11 protein-coding genes are annotated in these 20,747 nt (G+C 72.1%); 3 read left to right on the top strand and 8 right to left on the bottom strand.

Annotated features, from left to right (window positions below; translation table 11 throughout):
- Nucleotides 1–13 precede the first annotated feature (13 nt).
- Together QSK34_RS01155 and QSK34_RS01150 are read right to left on the bottom strand one after the other, a co-directional pair.
- Nucleotides 14–2,368 carry a DNA internalization-related competence protein ComEC/Rec2 gene (locus tag QSK34_RS01155; protein WP_285578940.1) on the bottom strand — a complete coding sequence of 785 codons (2,355 nt, stop codon included), beginning with the start codon at nucleotides 2,366–2,368 and terminating at the stop codon, nucleotides 14–16.
- Between the two features lie 829 nt (nucleotides 2,369–3,197).
- Nucleotides 3,198–3,836, bottom strand: coding sequence for a ComEA family DNA-binding protein (locus QSK34_RS01150; protein WP_285578938.1), 639 nt, complete (start codon nucleotides 3,834–3,836; stop codon nucleotides 3,198–3,200).
- A 1,482-nt stretch (nucleotides 3,837–5,318) separates the two neighbouring features.
- Here QSK34_RS01150 and QSK34_RS01145 point away from each other — a divergent pair.
- Nucleotides 5,319–5,870 (top strand): cysteine hydrolase family protein, encoded by a 552-nt coding sequence (locus tag QSK34_RS01145; protein ID WP_285578936.1) that lies wholly within the window; start codon nucleotides 5,319–5,321, stop codon nucleotides 5,868–5,870.
- Between the two features lie 750 nt (nucleotides 5,871–6,620).
- On the opposite strand, the gene QSK34_RS01140 is transcribed toward QSK34_RS01145, so the two are convergent.
- The 4 genes from QSK34_RS01140 to QSK34_RS01125 form a co-directional block, all read right to left on the bottom strand.
- Nucleotides 6,621–7,472, bottom strand: coding sequence for a DegV family protein (locus tag QSK34_RS01140; RefSeq protein ID WP_285578934.1), 852 nt, complete (start codon nucleotides 7,470–7,472; stop codon nucleotides 6,621–6,623).
- Entirely contained in the window at nucleotides 7,473–8,681 is a 1,209-nt protein-coding gene (hutI, locus tag QSK34_RS01135) for an imidazolonepropionase (protein WP_161480428.1), read from the bottom strand.
- A gap of 416 nt (nucleotides 8,682–9,097) precedes the next feature.
- A complete protein-coding gene (hflX, locus tag QSK34_RS01130; protein WP_235966696.1) occupies nucleotides 9,098–10,504 on the bottom strand; it encodes a GTPase HflX in 1,407 nt (468 codons plus the stop codon).
- A gap of 75 nt (nucleotides 10,505–10,579) precedes the next feature.
- Complete coding sequence (locus QSK34_RS01125; protein WP_285578930.1) at nucleotides 10,580–13,834, bottom strand: ATP-binding protein; 3,255 nt, start codon at nucleotides 13,832–13,834, stop codon at nucleotides 10,580–10,582.
- Between the two features lie 78 nt (nucleotides 13,835–13,912).
- On the opposite strand from QSK34_RS01125, the gene QSK34_RS01120 reads away from it, so the two are divergent.
- The gene (locus QSK34_RS01120) at nucleotides 13,913–15,250 is read left to right on the top strand and encodes an FAD-binding oxidoreductase (protein WP_285578928.1); all 1,338 of its coding nucleotides are present in this window, start codon (nucleotides 13,913–13,915) and stop codon (nucleotides 15,248–15,250) included.
- Here QSK34_RS01120 and QSK34_RS01115 read toward each other — a convergent pair.
- The gene (locus tag QSK34_RS01115; protein ID WP_285578926.1) at nucleotides 15,232–18,510 is read right to left on the bottom strand and encodes an ATP-binding protein; all 3,279 of its coding nucleotides are present in this window, start codon (nucleotides 18,508–18,510) and stop codon (nucleotides 15,232–15,234) included. The genes QSK34_RS01120 and QSK34_RS01115 overlap by 19 nt on opposite strands.
- 119 nt (nucleotides 18,511–18,629) lie before the next feature.
- On the opposite strand from QSK34_RS01115, the gene QSK34_RS01110 reads away from it, so the two are divergent.
- On the top strand, nucleotides 18,630–19,976 hold the full coding sequence (locus tag QSK34_RS01110; RefSeq protein WP_285578924.1) for an FAD-binding oxidoreductase: 1,347 nt from the start codon (nucleotides 18,630–18,632) through the stop codon (nucleotides 19,974–19,976).
- Here the strand turns inward: QSK34_RS01110 and QSK34_RS01105 are convergent.
- Nucleotides 19,973–20,659 (bottom strand): DUF4097 family beta strand repeat-containing protein, encoded by a 687-nt coding sequence (locus QSK34_RS01105; RefSeq protein WP_235966697.1) that lies wholly within the window; start codon nucleotides 20,657–20,659, stop codon nucleotides 19,973–19,975. The two genes, QSK34_RS01110 and QSK34_RS01105, sit on opposite strands and share 4 nt — an antisense overlap.
- Nucleotides 20,660–20,747 lie beyond the last annotated feature (88 nt).

Here is a 20,747-nt window from a genome sequence, read left to right as displayed (position 1 = left end):
GCAGCATGCCACATCACGGCCCCCGCGCGACCACGGCCAGCGTGCCCTCCCTGGTCACGACCGCGATGTCGCCCTGTACGTCGGTGCGGTGGATCCGGGCCCCGAGCATGGTCAGCGTGGCGAGGGTCGAGTCGGCCGGATGGCCGTAGTCGTTCCCGGCGCCGACGCTGATCAGGGCCAGCCGGGAACGTGCGGCGGCCAGGAAGGCGGGGTCCTGCCGCGCGCTGCCGTGGTGGGGGACCTTGAGGATGTCGGCCTGCGGGAGAGTGCGTACAAGAGCGGACTCCGCCTCGGTCTCCAGGTCGCCCGCGAGCAGCGCGGAGGTGCCCGGCCACTTGGCGTGCAGCACCACACTGGCGTTGTTCAGCACGGACCCCTCGCCGGCGCCCTTGGACGGCGCGTCCGGCGCGGGCGCGACGACGGTGAGGACGAGATCGCCGAACCTCCAGGTGGTGCCGGGCGTGACGACCCATTCGGGGATGCGCCGCGCGGCCAGCTCGGGACTGACGACCCGCTTCGGGCTGACCACGACCGCGCCGACCGGCCGGTCCCGCAACACCCCGGTGAGCCCGCCGGTGTGGTCGGCGTGCGGATGGGTCAGCACGAGCAGCGGCACCGCGTCGATGTCCAGGCGGTCGAGACAGGCGTCCACGAGATCGGGCTCGGGCCCGGTGTCGACGACGACCCCCTTCCCCTCCCCGGCGTGCAGCACGATCGCATCACCCTGCCCGACGTCACACATCACCATGAGCCACCCACTGGGCGGCCAACCGGACACCACCGGCCCCGCCACGAGCGTCGCGACCAGCACCCCGCCCGCGACGGCGAGACTCACCCGCCTGGCCCCCCGATGCCAGAGGGCGATCCCCAGCGGGACGAGCAGCGCCACCCCCAGCAGTCCACCGGGCCACCCGATGGTCGCGGCCGGTACGTCGGCGGCCCGGTCGGCGACCAGGATGATCCACCCGACGGCCAGTCCCGCCGGCCGGGTGACCAGCTGGGCGACGTCCATGCTGATCGGGGCCGTGACCGCCGCGAGGAAGCCGATGATCGTGGCCGGCGCGACGGCGGGACCGGCCAGCAGGTTGGCGGGGATGGCGACGAGCCCGATCTCCCCCGACATGAGCACGAGGATCGGCGTGACCGCGACCTGCGCCGCCGCCGGCACCGCGATCGCCTCGGCGCACCAGAGGGGCATCCTCGTGGCCATACGATCCCGCCAGTAGGGGGCCAGCAGGATGATCCCGGCGGTCGCCGAGACGGAGAGGGCGAAGCCGTACTCCCTGGCCAGGCCCGGGTTGAACAGCAGCAACAGCAGGACGGCGACCGAGAGGGCGGACACGCCGTCCTTCTGCCGGCCGGCGCCGAGGGCGAGCGCGGCGACGGTGCCCATGACGAGGGCCCGCAGCACGCTGGGCGAGAAACGGGCGACGAACGCGAACGCGACCATGGCGACCACGACGAGCACGGCCCGCCAGACGAGGGTGAGACCGACGAGCCGCCCGAGGAGCAGGACGGCGCCGCCGATAATTGCAAGGTTCGCCCCGCTCACTGCCGTCAAATGGGAGAGACCGGCAGTCTTGAAGTCGGCTTTGACGTCTTCGCTCAGGTTGGTGACGTCGCCGACGACCAGGCCGGGGAGGAGTCCGCGTTCGGCGGGTGCCAGGACGGAGCTGGCCTCTCTCAGGCCTGACCTGATGGCGCCCGCCATGCCGTGGGAGGTCGACGGCGGGGCGAGGACCACCGGGTCGCCTCGGGCCATGAAGACGGCGGCGAGCAGTTCTCCGGGTTCCGCTACGCCTAGACGGCCGGAGACTTTGACGTGGTGGCTGGGGAGCAGGGTGGGCCAGGTGTCGCCTCGGGCGAAGACGAGGACCGGGGCGTCGAGCCGCAGCCGATCGACGGCGACGATGCGGGCCTCGACGAAGACGAGGTCGCCCTTGACCCTGGGGTCGGCGGAGATGACGAGTTCGGCTGAGACGGTGGCGTTCCGCTGCGCCATCTCCGCCAGCGGGCCTGAGGTGACGCCGTGGACTTTGACGCCGACCACGACCGAGACGGCGCAACCCGCGATGGCGACCGCGACGAGGATCCGCTTCCTGAAGAGGGCGATCAGGGCGAAGATTCCGGCGGCGAGGAAGGATGCCCAGGCGGGGAGGCCGACGAGAAGGAGCGCGGCGAGCCATGCCGCCATGGCGGGGACGACGAGCTCGACGGAGTGGCCTTGCCAGACGTTGGCGGGTGGGGTGAGGAGTTCATCGTCGTCTCTTGGACGTTTGGGGCGGTAGCGGTCGGTTCGCTGCTGGATTCGCGCTTTGACCCTTTCGCGCAGGTCGACGGCCCTGCGAGGGTGCGGGCGACTGCTCATACGAAGCGGACCTGTCGTGAGAACCGGTCGCGGGACGAGCGGGCTGCCGGTCTGGCGTGAGACGAGCTGGACCCACGCTCGCGCCAGTACCGGGCGCCGGCCCAACGGGCTGCGGCTTCAGCGGGAACCCTGGCGAGCCCGGCTTTTTGCAGAAACCCGCCACGAGCGGGTCCCTCGTGAGACAGGCCAGCACCGCTCTCGCCCACAAACCGGCCACCGACCCCACGCGCTACGGCTACACCGCCAAACGGGCTAAACATGGCCTCTTGCAGGAACCAGCCACTGGACGAAGAGACCGCAGCTCTCGCATGAGGCAGGCCGACACCGCTCTCGCGCACGAACTGGCCACTGACTCCACGGACTACGACCCCCTGCAGGAACAAGTCACCAGCCAAACAGACCGCAGTTCTCACACAAGACAGGCCAACACCACCCTCGCGCGCATACCGGCCACCGACCCCACGCGCTACGGCTTCAACGCCAAGCGGCCCGAAATCGACCCCGTTCAGGAACAACGGACCAGCCGGACGGACTGCGGGTCCATCATTGACCGGGCTGAAACCGAGCTCTTGCAGGAACCGTCTACTGACCCGACAGGCTCCAGGTGCGACATAAAAAGGGCCGATCTCTTGCCGAAACCGGTCACGCAACGGGAAGGGCGTCGATCTCAACCCGCCGATCCCATGAAACCGGCAGCTCACTGGAGACTCCTTCATCGAGACCTCGGCCCACAGCTCATGAATGGCCGGACCTCATGTGGAATGGCCAGCCCGCAGTTCGTCAAAGACGACATTCCGCCAAGCATTCGTCGTATCGGCAGTCGGAATCGTCACAACGTGACCTGGTCTTTCAGGTCGGCGAACTTGGCCTCGCCGATTCCCTCGACCTCGCGTAGCTGCTCGATGCTCTGGAATCCCCCATTGGTGTCGCGGTATTCGACGATCCGCTGGGCCAGCACCTCTCCCACGCCGGGCAACTGGTCGAGTTGTTCCACGGTCGCCGAGTTGAGACTGACCACACCCGACTCCGCGACCCCGGGCGGCGAGGCCACCGACCCAGGTTCACCGACCGCGATCTGCTCTCCGTCGATCACCCGGCGGGCGAGGTTGAGCCCTACCGGCTCGGCGCCCTGTTTGAGCCCACCCGCCGCCATGATCGCGTCGACCACACGCGACCCCAGCGGCAGCGCGATCACGCCAGGGCGCTTGACCTTGCCAGTCACGTAGACCGTCACCTCAGCGACGGCGGCCGACTGCACCGGACTCGGCGCGACGGACGACCCGGCCACCGGAGTCGGCGGCGTCAGCGGTTCCTCACGTGGACGCGTCCAGATCGCGATGGCCACGGCGACCAGAGCCGCCACGACCCCCACCACGATCAGCCCCTTGATGCCCCGCCGCCCGGGATCGAGCGGGCCGTCGAGGTCGTCGACCAGTTCGTCCTCATCGAGAAGCGGCCATTTCGGCAAGGGTGGCGCCTTTCCGAACGAGGGAGGTACGCCACCGGGTGAGAGGGAAGCGCCGAGCTGAGAATCGGACTCGGCCAGGTAGGGATCACGTCCTCTGGGACGGGCCGGCCTCGCCGATCGGGAATCCGACTGCACGGGATACTTCGGCGGCGAATGACCAACCCCGAATGAAGGAGACTCACCGATCTGCTCGGCCTGAGCGCTACGCGAGGAAACCGCACGCTCCTGCGAATCAACCTGGTTAGGGTCACCTCTTCCCATCAGCCGGGAATCAGAATGATCCGGATACCTCGCCTGTGAATGACCATCGCCACGCGGAGGAGAACCGCCCCTCCCGTCAGGCCGAGCGCTACCCGAAGAAAGCACACGCTCCCGCGAATCGACCTGGAAAGGATCAGCCCCTCCCGTCAACCGGGAATCAGAATGAACCGGATACCTCGCCTGTGAATGACCATCGCCACGCGGAGGAGAACCGCCCCTCCCGTCAGGCCGAGCGCTACCCGAAGAAAACGCACGCTCGCGCGCATCGGCCTGGTAAGGGTCAACCCCTCCCATCGACCGGGAACCAGAATGCAGCGGATAATCCCTGGACGAATGAGATTCGCCCATCTGCTCGGGCGGATCGCCACCCAAGGATGACGCACGCTCTCGCGTATCGGCTTGGTAAGAATCAGCGCCTCCGGTTGGCCGGGAACTCGACCGCACCGGATACCTCGGCTGCGGATGGCCATCGCCGAATGGAAGATGATCGCCGATCTGATCAGGCGCAGGGCCAAAAGACGACGCGGGCCCGCCGTCCCGCCAACCTGCTGAGGGCTCGACTTGATAGGGGTCACGCCCTCGGAGGCCTTCTGGCCTCTCAGGTTGGGCACCCGGCCGCACCCGAGACTGCGACGGAGGCTGAACCGCGCCGAATGACGGCGGAGGCCGGTCGACGATCTGGTTGAGACGCGCCTGCGCCACGGCTTGGTGACTCTCCCGCTCCCTGCTACGCACCCGGAGAAGGTAAAGCCTCACGCGATGATCCCGTCGACCCAGAATGCGATTCTGTGGATAAACCTCCGAGAACAAAAGCCGGAATCCGCAGCAGTCCGGACTTAACGCTCCAGTTTTCCCCACCTGTGATTCCACACAGAAATCACCACAGCCCGTCGAAAGCCGGGTACGAACTCCGCGACGGCCACCATCTTCGGGCGAGCCCGCTGAAGGAACCGCAACGTGTCAACCGAGCGTGGACGGCGGGCGACACCGATTCCGCCCGCCTCGCCCTCCACACCGCCGGCGGGGAACTGACGCCCGCCTGGAGCGCGGGTGGTCACCGTAGACCCAGCCGCATCCCGCACCAGGCCACACCGAGTTTTGTCGGTAACCCGTCCTAGTGTGGACCCGCACCGAACCGACACCGAAAGCCCCTCGCCAAGACACCGCCGGCTCACCCCTACCGTGCGCGTCACCGTTCATACGGCCCATCAGGAGGTCCTCGTGACGACCCTGCCCAACCGCCCGAACACCGCACTGCTCGTCATCGACGTGCAGAACGGAGTGGTCGAGGGCGCACTCCGCCGCGACGAGGTGGTCGCCAACATCAACAGCCTCATCGGCAAGGCCCGCGCCGAGAAGGTCCCCGTCGTCTGGGTCCAGCACTCCGACGACGGCCTCAAATACGGCAGCGAGAACTGGCAGTACGTCCCCGAGCTGACCCGGGAAGACCCCGAGCCCCTGGTCCACAAGCTCTACGGCGACTCGTTCGAGGACACCGACCTCGACAGCCTGCTCGCCGAGCGCGGCGTGGGCCGCCTGATCGTCACGGGCGCCCAGACGGACGCGTGCATCCGATCGACCCTGCACGGCGCCTTCACCCGCGGCTACGACGTCACCCTCGTCGGCGACGCCCACACGACCGAAGACCTCACCGCCTACGGCGCCCCGCCGGTCGACCAGGTCATCGCCCACACGAACCTGTACTGGAAGTTCCAGACCGCCCCCGGCCGCGAGGCGAACGTCGTCGACACCGGCGACGTGATTTTCGCTTAGCCGGAGAAGAACTGCTCACCACAAAGAGACGGTGAGAGCGTCACAACCCAAGGGGCACGCAGACCGAGGAGCGCGCCAACCACCTCGAAGGTCATTGGCGAAGCATCCAGCGTCCGCAAGGAGGAAACCGGGTTCTTCTCGGAATGAGATAGACCTCGCTGGAGCCTCCACATGTGGGCAACGCATCCGCTCTTCATCGTGCCCGGGTTTCCGGTGCAGCCGCGATGCCGACGGTGATTCCCGCAGGTGGCGCGAAGCGACACTCGGCCCGCCCGGGAAGGTCCCCACGTGGGATGCATGTCAGGCGCGAAGCGACACTCGGCCCGCCCGGGAAGGTCCCCACGTGGGATGCGCGTCAGGCGTGAAACGACACACGGCACGCCCGGGAAGGTCCCCCACGCCAGGTGCACGTCAGGCGCGAAACGACACTCGGCACGCCCGGAAAGGTCCCCCCGTGGGATGCGCGTCAGGCGTGAAACGACACACGGCACGCCCTGGAAGGTCCCCACGTGAGGTGCATGTCGGGCGCGTGAAACGACACTCGGCCCGCCTGGACAGGTCCCCCACGCCGGGGGCGTCTAAGTGGGGTCAAACACTTCCGGAACGTGTCCACCCCTCACGACAAACCCGGCAAATGATCCTCAGCACGGCAACCATCGTGCCCCTGATCAGCCGGCTCCGCACAAGATCAAACGAACACGCCACAGGGCGTCCACCCCGCCAACGACCAGCCCCTCAACCGCGATGCCCTCAGCCCGCGCCACCCGACGGCGACACCGTAACCCCCACCACCCCAGGCCCCGTATGCGCCCCGATGGCCGCCCCGATCTCCCCCACCCAAACCTCCGCCACCTTCGGCACCCGCCCCCGCAACCGCTCCACCAACCCGGCGGCCCGCTCAGCGGCCCCCATATGCTGCACCCCCAGGTTCACCACCTCATCCCCCGCGGCGACAACCGCCAGATCCTCCAACCGGGAAAGCGCCCGAGAAGAAGTCCGCACCTTCTCCAATACCGACACCGCCCCACCACTGACATGCAGAAGAGGCTTGACAGAAAGCGCACTCCCCAACAGCCCGGCAGCGACCCCGATCCGCCCACTCCGCCGCAGATGATCCAGCGAATCCACGTAAAAGAACGAGAACGTCCCCCCGGCACACCGCCGAGCCGCCGAAGCGACGGAAAAAGGGGACTCCCCCAGAGAAGCGGAAACCGCCGCCGCGAGAACGGCGAAGCCGAGCCCCATCCCCACCGACCGGCTGTCGACGATCTCGACGGGAACGGGAGCCGACTGGGCCGCGAGCCTGGCCGCGTCCACCGTCCCCGACATCGCCCCCGACAGGTGAACCGACACCACTCCGGTCGCCCCGCCGGCGGCGGCGGCCTCGTAGACGCCCGCGAACCGCTCAGGAGACGGACGTGAGGTCGTCACCTTCGACGACACCCGCAGCGCCGACGACACGGCCTGAGCAGAGATCTGGGATCCGTCCAGGAACTCGCGGTCGCCGACGACGACGGTCACCGGGACCACGGTGATCCCGTACCGCGACGCCTCGTCGGGAGGAAGGTAGGCGGTCGAGTCGGTGACGACGGCGACCGGCATCTACTGCACGGGCGTGCCGCCGCGCCAGACGCGGCGGGGCTTGAGGCCGAAGGCCCAGGCGAAGGCGCCTTCGTGGTCGGCGTCCCACTGGACGATGTCGGCCAGGCGGCCGGGGGCGAGGATGCCGCGGTCGGGGGCGCCGAGGACCTGGGCGCCGCCCAGGGTGGCGGCGCGGAGGGCGTCGCCGACGCTCATGCCGAAGGCGGCGACGGCGAGGCTGATGACCAGGGACATCGAGGTGATGCCGCAGTGGCCGGGGTTGTGGTCGCTGCCGAGGGCGACGGGCACGTGCTGCGACAGCAGGCGGCGGACCGGGGGCAGGGAGCCCTGCTGGAGGGCGGTGCCGGGGCAGACGACGGCGGGCACGCCGTAGCGGGCCATCAGCGCGATGTCCTCGTCGGTCACGTGGTGGAGCAGGTCGGCCGACGCGCAGCCCATCTCGGCCGCGAGTTGCACCGCGCCGCGCTTGGCGTAGGCGCCGGCGTGGACGCGGGGCAGCAGGCCGACGTTGCGTCCCGACGCGAGGACCCAGCGGGCCTCCTCGGCGGAGAAGTGGCCGTCGTCGCAGTAGACGTCGACGGAGTCGGCCCCGGCCGCCGCGGCGTCGGCGCACCAGGCCGCGACGGCCTCGACGTAGTCGCGCTGGCGGCCGAAGTACTCCGGCGGGACCACGTGGGCGGCCATGAAGGTCACGTGGACGCGCGGCATCATCGGTTCCTTCTCCAGCTCACGGAGAAGGCGCACGTCGGCGAGTTCGCCGTCGCGCGTCAGGTGGTAGCCCGTCTTCGCCTCGACGGTCGTGGTGCCGCTGAGGAGCCACTCGCGCAGGCGTTCGCGAACGCCGTTGCACAACGTCCAGGGGTCGGTGCCGCGCGTCACGGTGACGGTGGAGCCGATGCCGCCGCCCGCGGCGGTGATGGCCGAGGCGGTCGAGCCGCCCGAGCGCATCGCCAGTTCGGCGTAGCGGTTGCCGGCGTACACCGGATGGGTGTGGGCGTCGATGAGGCCGGGGGTCACCAGGGCCCCGCCCAGGTTCTCCACGTGGTCGACGTCGGTGATGTCGTCGACGACGCCGGGGACCGACTGCGGCAGGTCGGCCGCGCGGCCGACCCAGGCGATGCGGTCGTTGTGGACGAGAATCGAGGCGTTGCTGCAGACATCGTGGCCGGTCCAGAGGCGGCCGATGTTCGTGAGCAGCCTAACGGTCATCCGACCACCACCAATGAGGACGCCAATGTCGTCACCACCGGTGGACCCGCCGGGTCCGCTCCGTGTCCGGACGTCATTGGGGGGTCTCCTGCTCTCATCGCGCACCGGGTTGTGCGATGGACCGATCGCCGGGGATCGCCTCGGCGATTTCAGTCCAGTTACGTTATTTCACAGGTCGCCTCGCTGTACAGGGTTATTGAGAAGAACGCCGGTTCGCCTCCTGGGCATCCGGTTGGCCCGTCCTGCTCTCCTGTCACGCCCGAGCCCATTCCCCCAGGTTGGGCCCGGTAAAGCGCGCGTCCCCCACGCGTAACGGCACTCACGGCGAAATTCGCCGTGAGGTTCGCCATATCGTACCAACGGCGAAGCATGCTAGCCACCGCCGCTTTCCTGCCGGTTTACGGAAAAGGTCGGAATTAGACGGTTTCCACCGGCTTGGCCACCCTGTCCAGCTCGTGGTGCAGGGTCGACGGAACGCGTGCGTGCAGAATCGTGCCGTCGCCGGTGTGGTCGACCGACAGCACCTCGCCCTCCTTGTGGGCCCGCGCGACCAGGTCGCCCCGGTCGTAGGGGATCAGCACGTGGACCTCGTGGTCGAGGTGGGGCAGCTCCTGCTCGATCAGGTCCATCAGCTCGGTGATGCCCTGGCCGGTGCGGGCGCTGACCACGATGCTGTGGCGCTCGCGCATCGTCAGCCGGTCGATGACCTCGCGGCTGGCGGCGTCGGCCTTGTTGATCACGACGATCTCGGGGATGTCGCGGGCACCCTCGATCTCGGCGAAGACCTCGCGGACGGCGGCCAGCTGCGACTCGGGGTCGGGGTGGGAGCCGTCGACCACGTGGAGGATCAGATCGGCGTCGCCGACCTCCTCCAGCGTCGAGCGGAACGCCTCGACGAGCTGGTGGGGCAGGTGGCGCACGAATCCCACTGTGTCGGCCAGGGTGAACAGCCGGCCTTCGGGGGTGCGCGCGCGGCGTACCGTCGGGTCGAGGGTGGCGAACAGGGCGTCCTCCACCAGCACGCCCGCGCCGGTGAGGCGGTTCAGCAGCGACGACTTGCCGGCGTTGGTGTAGCCGGCGATCGCCACGGCCGGGACCTCGCGGCGGCGGCGCGAATGGCGCTTGGTGTCGCGGGCGGTGGACATCTCCTTGATCTGGCGGCGGAGCTTGGCCATGCGCTCGCGGATGCGACGGCGGTCGAGCTCGATCTTCGTCTCACCGGGGCCGCGGCCGCCGATGCCGACGCCGCCGGCCGCCCGTCCGCCGACCTGGCGGGACAGGTTGCCACCCCAGCCGCGCAGGCGCGGCAGGAGGTAGGAGAGCTGGGCCAGTTCGACCTGGGCCTTGCCCTCGCGGCTCTTGGCGTGCTGGGCGAAGATGTCGAGGATCAGGGCGGTGCGGTCGATGACCTTGACCTTCACCACTTCCTCAAGCTGGCGCAGCTGGCCCGGGGTCAGCTCACCGTCGCAGATGACGGTGTCGGCCCCGGTCGAGGCGACGATGTCGCGCAGCTCGATCGCCTTGCCCGAGCCGATGTAGGTGGCCGGGTCGGGCCGGTCGCGGCGCTGGATCAGGCCTTCGAGGACCTCGGAGCCGGCCGTCTCGGCCAGCAGCTTGAGTTCCTGGAGGGAGTTCTCGGCGTCGAAGGAGGTGCCGCTGGTCCACACCCCGATCAGGACCACCCTTTCGAGGCGGAGCTGCCGGTATTCGACTTCGGTGACATCTTCGAGCTCCGTCGAAAGACCCGCGACCCGCCGTAGCGCCTGACGCTCTTCGAGTTCGTAATCGCCGATGTCTTCTGGCTCGTTAGGCATATACGTCATTTCTCCTGACAACAATGCGACACCACCGTGTCTTCCCATCGATGGTGGCACGACACGGGAATCCCGCGCATCACGTTAAGCTCCCAGCTCAGTGAGGACCCGGCGGCTCTCCGCCGCCCAGTGGGCCAGACCGAGGCGTTCGTGCAGGGCGAGGGCGGCCTCGGCGTGTCGCCGCGCGAGGGCGGGATCGCCCATGGCGCGGGCCAGCCGGGCGAGCGGCAGGTGGGTGCTGCCGAGCGCGGCCGTGCCGGTCCCGTTCACCACGATCCTCTCGCCGTACGGCCTGAGCCGGGCGTACAACGAGCCGGGGTCGGGGGTCGAGAGGTGGCAGGAGATCTCGGCCCAGAGCGCCGTGAGGAAGCCCGTGCTCCAGTTGTCGGGGATCTCGGTGCCCCATTCGGCGACCATCCGGCGGGCGCCGTCGACGTCGCCGACGTCGAGCGTGGCGAGGATCGCGGCGGGGCGGAGGGGGATCATCTCGGGACGGGCGGCGTACGCGACCAGTTCGGGGAGGATCTCGGCGGTGCGGCCCTGGGCGCGGCGCGAGACGAACACGGTGACGAGGCGGGGGTAGTCGCGGCCCCACATGGTCGTGGCGCCGAGCAGGCCGCCGAACTCGGCGGCCAGGCGTTCGGCCTCGTCCCACTCGCCGCGCAGCACCCGCATGGCCGACTCGGCGTTGAGCACCATCGCGGTGAGCTCGGGGCGGCGGGCCTCGGCGAGCAGGTGGCGGCAGCGGGCCAGTTCGTGCTCCCACTCGGCGAGCCGTCCGCCGCGCAGCAGGTTGGACATGCGGAAGACGCGGGCGACGATCTCGGTGCGGGCGGGCAGGCCGGGGATGGCGAGCATCTCGTCGGTGACGGCGGTGCGCTCGGCCTCGCGGGCGGTCAGGTCGGCGATCACGAGGTAGCCGTTGATGGTGCGGACGAGCAGGTCGTCGTCGCCGGTCCGCCTGGCCAGTTCGATGGCCTCGGCGGCCATGGCCTCGCCTTCGGCCCGGCGGGGCGAGTAACCGAGTTCGAGCCCGAGCACGCCCAGCACGGCGGCCCGCTCGGCGACGTCGAGCGGCTCGCGCAGCAGCCCGTCGAGCACGCCGACGAGGCGTTCGTCCACCCAGCCGTAGGGCTGCCAGTTCCAGACGGTGGCGCCGCCGAAGACCGACACCGCGCGGATCACCGCCGCCCGGTCGCCCAGGTCGGCGGCCAGGCCGATGGCCTCCACCAGGGCGACCCGGGCCCGTTCGGGGTCGCCGACGGCCCGCAGCGCCTGGCCGTGCTCGATGAGGAGCTCGCAGCGGCGGGCCGGGTCGCCGGCGCCCAGGGCCGCGAGGGCGCGGGCCCAGAAGGCGGCGGCCTCGTCGTAGGCGTGCCGGGCGGCCGACTGGCGGGCGGCCCCGATGGCGTGGTCGACCGCCTTGGCGGCGCCCCCGACCCGGGCGGCCAGGCCGAAGTGGTGGGCCAGCGTGGAGACCTCGACCGAGGGCAGCCCTTCCAGCGCGAGCGCGGCGCGCAGGTGCAGCCGGGCGCGGGCCAGCCGGGGCAGCCCGGCGTAGAGGGCGTCGCGGACGAGGGCGTGGGAGAACCGGTAGCCGTCGTCCGACTCGACCAGGAGACCGGTGCCGACGGCCGGTTCGAGCTGCGACATCACCTGTTCCGCGTCGGTTCCGGTGACCCGTTCGAGCACGTCGACCTCGGCCTCGCGGCCCAGCACCGCGACGGCGCGCAGGGCCTCCTGGGTGGCCTCCGGCAGCCGGGCCACCCGCCGCCCGATGACCTCGCGCACGCTGTCGGGCACGCCTTCGGCCGCCGTCCCGAGCCGGTGTTCCGAGTCGAGCAGGCGCAGCAGCTCGCCCAGGTAGAAGGGGTTGCCGCCCGTGCGTTCGTGGAGTCGTCCGGCCAGCGCCGGATCGTCGAGGTCGCGCCGCCGCAGGTAGGCCGACACCTCGGCGGGGCTGAACGGCCGCAGCGGCACCCGGTCGGCCCCGATCTCCCTGCTCAGCGAGCCGAGGGTGTCGCGCAGCAGGTCGCCGGGGTCGGGCCGGAGGGTGACCAGCACCAGCACGGGCCGCCGGGCCAGCTCCCCGGCGGCGAACTGGAGCAACCGCAACGAGGCCGCGTCGGCCCAGTGGAGGTCGTCGAGGACGACCAGGGCGGGCACCGGCCCCCCGGCCAGGTCGTCGACCACCCGGGCGTGCAGTTCGAACAGGGCCGCGCCGGGGTCGCCGGCCAGCGCCTCGTCGCCGGTGAGCAGCGAGCGCGCGGTGTCGCGGCCGAGGTCGCGGAGCACCTGGAGCCAGGGCCAGAAGGCGGGCGCGCCGGTGTCCTCCGCGCAGCGTCCCCAGCCCACGGCGAGCCCGCGGGCCGCGGCCTCCTCGGCGGCGGCCTGGGCGAGCCGCGTCTTGCCGACCCCGGCCTCCCCGGTGACGATCAGCACGCCGCCCCGGCCGCGCCGGACCGCCGACAACCGCTCGTCGATCCGGGCCAGCTGCTCGGTCCGGGCGATCAGCCGCTCCCCGGCCACCCTCGGCGCGGGCGGCGCCGGGGCGACGGTCACGGCGGCGGGCATGTCGAGGTCGGCCGACTGGCCGAACACGGCCTGTTCGAGTCTGCGCAGCTCGGGCCCCGGTTCGATGCCGAGGTCGCGGTCGAGGACGGCGCGCACCTGGCGCAGCGCCGCGAGCGCGTCGGCCTGGCGGCCGGCCCGGTAGAGGGCCAGCACCAGCAGCCCCCACATCCGCTCGCGGTAGGGGTGGTCGTTGACGAGCGACTCCAGGCCCGGGACGCACGAGCCGCTCTCGCCGAGGGCCAGCCGGGCCTCGAACCGGTCTTCGGTCGCCGACACCCGCAGATCGGCCAGCTCGGCGATCACGGGCTGGGCGAACGGGTAGGCGGCGAACTCCTCCAGCGGGCCGCCCCGCCACACGGCGAGCGCCTGGTCGAGGACCCGGAGGGCACGGGCGTGCTCCCCCTGGGCCAGCACCCGCCGCCCGTCGTCGGCCAGCGCCCGGAACCGCGCCAGGTCGACTTCGCCCGGCGCGACGGCCAGCAAGTAGCCGGGCTCCCGGGTCAGCAGGACGCGGGGCGGGGTGCGCGGCGCCCTGTCCGGTTCCAGGGCCCGCCGGAGCTGCGAGATGTACGCCTGGAGCGTTCCGGTCGCACTCGACGGGGCCTCGCCCGACCACAACTCGTCGATCAGCCGGTCGAGGGAGACCACCCGGCCGGGCTCGATGGCCAGCATGGCGAGCACGGCCCGCTGCTTGGGGGTGCCGAGCTCGACCTGGCGTCCGCCGGCGTCCCGCACCTCCAGGGGACCGAAGAGGCGAACGTCCATGGCCGTCACATTACGACCACTAGTGGGCCACTAGTCACCCCCAGCCCTGCCGCAAACCCCTTCGCCCACTGTGTGGCCATGGACGACTTCACCAGTGCGATCCGGGGCCGGGTGCTGGCCCCCGGAGACGAGAGTTTCGAGACGGCCAGGCTGCCCTGGAACCGGGCCGTCGACCAGGGCGGCGTGCGGCTCGTCGTGGTCCCCGAGGACGCGGCCGACGCGGCGGCGGCCGTGCGCTGCGCGCGGATGGCCGGGCTGACGGTGGCGGCCCAGCCCAACGGGCACGGCGCGGCCGGGGGCCTCGACGGCGAGGTGCTGCTGCGCACCCGTCTGCTGCGGGGCGTGGAGGTCGACCCGGTCCGCCGGACCGCCCGCGTCGAGGCGGGGGCGAGCTGGGGCGAGGTGCAGGCCGCGGCGGCCAAGCACGGCCTGACCGGCCTGTGCGGCAGCTCCCCCGTGGTCAGCGCGACCGGCTACCTGCTCGGCGGCGGCCTGAGCTGGTTCGGGCGGCGGCACGGGTTCGGCGCGTCGAGCGTGCGGGCGTTCGAGGTGGTGGACGCCGACGGGCACCCGGCGCGGGTGACGGGCGGCTCCGACCCCGACCTGTTTTGGGCGCTGCGCGGGGGCGGCGGCGACTTCGCCCTGGTCACGGCGGTGGAGATCGAGCTGTTCCCGGCGCCGTCGATCTTCGGCGGGCGGTTGTCGTGGCCCGCGCGGCACGCGCCCGAGGTCCTGGCGGCCTTCCGCGAGGCGACCGGGCAGGCTCCCGACGAGCTCAGCCTGTGGTTCGCCCTGCTGGAGTTCCCGCCCTTCCCCGAGGTGCCGGAGCCGATCCGGGGCCTGTCGGCGGTCGTGCTGGACCTGGCCTTCCTGGGCGGCGAGGCCGAGGGCCGGGCGCTGACCGACCGGCTGGCGGCGATCCCCGGCCTGCTGATCGACTCGCGGCGGCCCCTGCGCGCCGACGAGATGGGCTCGATCTGCGCCGAGCCGACCGATCCGGGCGCGTCGGTGTTCTCCGGCGAGATCCTGACCGGCCTGCCCGACGACGCGGCCGGGACCATCCTGTCGGCTCCGGGCGGCCCCATGGTGTCGGTGCAGGTCAGGCATCTGGGCGGAGCCATCGCCCGGCCGTCGGACGACCACGGCGCGCACGGCCACATCGCCGAGCCCTACCTGCTCGGCCTGCTCGGGGTCGCCCCGGCCCCGCCGGTGGCCGAGGCGGTCAGGCGGCGGCAGGCCGAGATCTCCCGTGCGCTGGTGCCCCACACGACCGGACGCAAGCCCTTCACCTACCTCGCGCCCGGCGAGCGGGCGGCGGCGGCGTTCCCGGCCGACACGCTGGCCCGGCTGCGGGAGATCAAGCGGCGGCGCGACCCCCACGGGACCTTCCGCGGCAACTACCCGGTGCTGGCGTAGCGGTCGAGGAGCTCGCGGCTGCGCCGCGTGAGGTGCGGGAGGCCGAGGCGGGAGTGGACGTCGAGCGCGGCGGCGGCGTGCTCGGCGGCCAGGGCGGGACGGCCGGTGGCGGCGGCGAGTTCGGCCAGCACCAGGTGCATCGAGCCCCAGCAGGTCACCGAGCTGCCCATCTCGACGAACTGGCCGGCGAAGGGGGCGAGCTCGGCGTACTTGGCGGCCGGGTCGGGGACGCCGATGCGGGCGGCCACCAGGCCCCAGCTGCGGGTGATGAAGTCGTGGCTCCAGTCGAGCGGGGTCCAGCCGCTCCAGCGTTCGGCCAGCCTCCGGGCCTCCTCGGTCCGGCCGGCGTCGATCGCGGCCAGCACGGCGACGGTGCGCAAGGGGGCGTGCACCGGCTCGTGGGCCATCGCGATCAGTTCGTCGGCCAGGTCTCCGACGCGGCCTTCGGCCTCCTTGGCGACGTACAGGGCCAGGACCCGGCAGTCGTCGAGGCCCCACATCGTGGTCGAGCCCAGGAGGCGGGCGGTGTCGGCCTCGTAGTAGCGCAGGGACTCCTCGAAGCGGCCCGCCAGGGCCGCGCCGGTCGACTCGGCCACCCAGACCATGGCGGCCAGGTCGGGGCGGTGGACCTCGCCGAGCAGGCGGCGGCAGCGGCCGAGGTCGGCGTGCCAGGCGGGCAGGTCGCCGCGCTGGAGGGTGACGACCATGCGCATGATGCGGGCGACCAGTTCGGTCGACTTGGGCAGGCCGGGCAGCGCCAGCATCTCGTCGCACCAGGCCGCGCGGCGGGTCATGCCGTCTTCGGTCCAGAAGGCGGTGAGGGCGTTGTTCAGCGTCTGGGCCAGGAGTGCGGGGTCGCCGAGGCGGCGGGCGATCTCGACGGCCTCCAGCGCGTGGGGACGGCCCTCCAGGACCCTCGGCCCGTAGTGGAGTTCCAGGCTGAGGGTGCCGAGGAGCGCGGCCCGCTGGTGGTCTTCCAGCGGGCCCGCGAGCAGGTCTTCGAGCCGGGCGACCATGCGGTCGTCGACGACGCCGTAGAAGCGCCAGTTCCAGACGGTGACGCCGCCGTAGACCATGGCGGCCTCGGCCATCGCGCCGCGGTCGCCGAGGATCTCGGCCAGCTCGATCGCCTGTTCCAGGGTGGCGTGGGCGCCCGCGACGTCGCCGGTGGCGCGCTGGGCGCGGCCGAGCTCGGTGAGCAGTTCGACCCGTTTGGCGGGGTCGGCGGCGCCGTGGGCGGCCAGCGCCCGCCGGTAGAGCACGACGGCCTCGTCGTAGGCGAGCTGGGCGCAGGCCCTCGCGGCGGCGCGGGCGGCGTACTCGACGGCCCTGCGGGCGCCGCCGACGCGGGCGGCCATGGCGAAGTGGTGGGCCAGCACCGGCAGGCGGGCGGTGACGTCGCCGCCGGGCAGCGACTCCATCGCCTCGCCGACCCTGAGGTGGAGGCGCGCCCTGGCGAGCCGGGGCAGGCCGGCGTAGAGCGCGTCGCAGACCAGGACGTGGCTGAAGCGGTAGTCGAACCCGTCGGACTCGGCCAGCAGTCCGACGGCGACGGCCGGTTCGAGGTCGGACATGACCGCCTCGGCGGAGTCTCCGGCGGCGATCGACAACACGTCGAGCGACACGTCGCGGCCGAGCGCCGAGGCGACCTGGAGCAGGTCGCGGGTGCGGTCGGGCAGCCGGGCGACCCGGCGGCCGATGACCTCACGCACGCCGTCGGGCACCTCGGTCAGCCCGTGTTCGCTGTCGGCCAGGCGCAGCAGCTCGCCCAGGTAGAAGGGGTTGCCGCCGGTCCGCTGGTAGAGGGTCTCGGCCAGGGCGGGGTCGTCGCGGCCGAGGAAGGCGGCGACGTCGGCCCGGCCGAAGGGCGGCAGCGGCAGCCGTTCGGTGCCGGGTTCGCGGGCCAGCCGGGCCAGGGTGCCGCTGAGCTGCTCGGGCTCCCGGCCGGGCTCGGGCCGCAGGGTCGCCACGATCAGCACCGAGCGGCGGTGCACCTGCCCGGCGGCGAATTCCAGCAGCCGGAGCGAGGCGATGTCGGCGGCGTGCAGGTCGTCGAGCACGACCACCGTCGGGCCGCCCGCCGCGAGCGCGCCGAACACCGTGTCGTGAAGGTCGTAGAGCGCCGCGCCCGGGTCGGCGGCCGGCCCGGCGACGTCGCCGGACAGCAGCGCGGCCGCCTCCCGCCCGTCGTCGCCCAGCTCGCGGACCGCCTGCAGCCAGGGCCAGAACGCGGGCGCGGTGTCGCCTTCGGAGCAGCGCCCCCAGACCACCCGCAGGCCGAGCGCGCGGGCCTCCTCTCCGGCGGTCCGGGCGAACAGCGTCTTGCCGATCCCGGCCTCGCCGGTGACCAGCACGATGCCGCCCCGGCCGCGCCGGGCCTCCGTCACCCGTTCGGCCACCCGGGCGAGCTGCGGGCCGCGCGCGATCAGCCGCGGCGCGGCCAGGGCGGGCGCGGCGACGGCGACCGGGGTCTCGGGTGCGGGGCCGGGCAGGTCGGCCGACTGCTCGAAGACGGCCTTCTCGATGCGCCGCAGCTCGGGGCCGGGTTCCAGGCCGAGCTCGTCGGCCAGCAGGGCGCGCACCCGCCGGATGGCGCCCAGCGCGTCGGCCTGGCGGCCGGACCGGTAGAGGGCCAGGGTCAGCAGCCCCCACAGGCGTTCGCGGTAGGGGTGGGCGACGACCAGCCGTTCGAGGTCGGCCACGCACGAGGCGGCGTCGCCCAGCGCGAGGCGGGCGTCGAAGCGGTCCTCCGACGCCGAGGCGTGCAGTTCGGTGAGCCGGGCGGCGACGGGGCGGGCGAAGCCGTAGTCGGCGAACTCGGCGAGCGGCTCGCCCCGCCAGGCGCCGAGCGCGTCGTCGAGGGTCTCCAGGGCGCCCCGGTGGTCGCCCCTGACCAACATGCGGCGGCCGTCTTCGGCCAGCCGGGCGAAGCGGGCCAGGTCGACCTGGCCCGGCGGGACCGCCAGCAGATAGCCGGGTTCGCGGGTGAGCAGCACCTTCGGCGGGGTGCGCGGGGCGCGGCCCGGTTCCAGGGCCCGGCGCAGATGGGAGATGTACGCCTGGAGCGTCCCCGTCGCGCTGGAGGGCGCCTCGTCGGCCCACAACTCGTCGACGAGCCGGTCGAGCGGCACGATGTGCCCGGCGGAAAGGGCCAGCAGCGCCAGGACGGCCCGCTGCTTGGGCGGTCCCAAGTCGAGGGGCCCGCCGTCTCCCGGCCGGACCTCGAACGGCCCGAACAGGCGAAAGAACAGCGGCTGCACGGTTCTCCTTGCGTCGATCGACGCCCACCTTAAGCCGCTTCAAGTCGCTTTCCAACTGCACGCCAACCCGGTCACAAATGGCCCGATCGATCCTCGACGCAGACGAACGAGGAGGAATCATGATCAACGACTTGCGGCAGGTGGTCCGCGGCCGTGTGCTGGCCGCCGGTGACGAGGGGTTCGACCGGGCCCGCGAGCCCTGGGACGGCGCGGTCGACCAGCACGTTCTGGCGGTCGTCGAGGCCGAGGACGCCGCCGACGTGGCGGCCGTGGTCCGGCACGCGAGCCTGTACGGCCTGTCGATCGCCACCCAGCCCAACGGCCACGCGCCGTCGGCCGGGTTCGAGGGGGCGATCCTGCTGCGCACCTCCCGGATGCGGGCGGTGCACGTGCGCCCCGAGGAGCGGGTGGCCCGGGTGGAGGCCGGGGCCTCCTGGCAGGAGGTGCTGACCGCCGCCGCCAAGCACGGCCTGACCGGCCTGGCCGGCAGCACGGGCGCGGTCAGCGTGACCGGGTTCGTGCTCGGCGGCGGGCTGAGCTGGTTCGGCCGCCGCCACGGCTTCGCGGCCGACAACGTCGTGGCCTTCGAGCTGGTGGACGCCCAGGGCGACCACCAGCGGGTGACCGCCGAGAGCGACCCCGACCTGTTCTGGGCGCTGCGCGGGGGCGGCGGCGACTACGCGATCGTCACCGCCGTCGAGATCCGCCTGTTCCCCGCCCCCGAGTTGTTCGGCGGCCGGATCATGTGGCCCGCCGCCCGCGCCGCGGAGGTGCTGGCCGCCTTCCGCGAGGTCACCCGTACCGCCCCCGACGAGCTGACCGTGTGGTTCAGCCTGCTCCAGCTCCCGCCGTTCCCCGAGCTGCCCGAGCCGCTGCGCGGCCTGTCGGCGGTCTGCCTCGACGCCACCTACCTGGGCGGCGAGCAGGAGGCGCGGGAACTGCTGGCCCGCTTCGACACGATCCCCGGCGCGATCATGGACACCCGGGGCATGCTGCCGGTCGACCGGCTCGGCGAGATCTGCATGGAGCCGACCGACCCCACCCCCGCGCTGGTCACCTCGCACCTGCTGACCGACCTCGACGACCGGGCCGCCGCCACGCTGCTGGCCGCGACCGGCCCCGGCACGGTCGCCCCGCTCACGTTCGTGATGATCCGCCACCTCGGCGGCGCCCTGGCGGTGGCGCGTCCCGACGGGGGCGCGTGCGGCCACCTGACGGAGAAGTACCAGGTCCACGCCGCCGGCATGCTGCCCTGGCCGGAGCTGGCCGGGCCGATCAGGGAGCGGCAGGCCTCGATCGCCCGGGCCCTGGGCCCCTGGACGTCGGACCGCAAGGTGTTCACGTTCCTCGGCCACGACGAACCGGCCGAGGCGGCCTTCCCCGCCGGGACGTACGCCCGCCTGCGCCGGATCAAGGCCCGGCGCGACCCCCTGGGAACGTTCCGCTCGAACCACCCCGTGGTCTAGAGCTTGAGGACCTTGCTGTCGCCCGAGCCGGTCTGGATGACGATCTTCTTGGGGGAGGCCGGGTCGTTGGTCACTTCGAGGGTCTGCTCGCCCGAGCCGGTGTGGAGGGTGGCGTGGTAGGCGCCGCCGGGGACCCACGCGATGCCGTCGCCCGAACCGCTCTCGATGGTGACCGAGTCGGGGGCGGCGCCGAACCTCGCCTCGACGCTGCCCGAGCCGGACTCGGCGACGAAGGTCTTGGCGAGCAGGTCGCTGGCGTCGACCTCGCCCGAGCCGGTGGAGACGTCGACCGGCCCGCTGAGGGCACGCAGCGTGATCTCGCCGGAACCGGTGTCGACCTTGACGTTCAGGCCCTTGGGCACCTGCACGTCGTAGTCGATCGAGCAGTCCTCGCACGTGTAGGCGAGGGTCAGGGTGCCGTTCCCGACCTCGTGGCCGTCGGCCGGCTTGTCGCCCCGGTAGTGGAGGGTCTCGGTCACCGCGATGCCGGTCCGGGCCGACTCGGTGACGACCACGTCGCCCGACCCGCTCTGGATGCGCAGGGTGGAGACGGCGTCGGTGACGTCGTACTTCTCGACCGCCTGGCTGCGGGGGCCGAAGTCGAGGCCGAGATCGCCGCAGGCGGTCAGGACCAGCGCGGATCCGGCCAGCAGGCCCGCGGCCGCGATGCTCTTCATTCTCATGCCCACAGTCTGTGAGCCCGGGGCCCGCCCTCCCATCGGGGATGGCCCCCAGGGCTCCCTGAGAGGACCCTCAGGAACGCCCTCTGAT

This window comes from Herbidospora sp. NBRC 101105, assembly GCF_030269205.1.
Classification (GTDB): Bacteria; Actinomycetota; Actinomycetes; order Streptosporangiales; family Streptosporangiaceae; genus Herbidospora; species Herbidospora solisilvae.
Note: the sequence above shows the minus strand (reverse complement) of the source record. Positions and strands in the feature narration are given on the sequence as shown.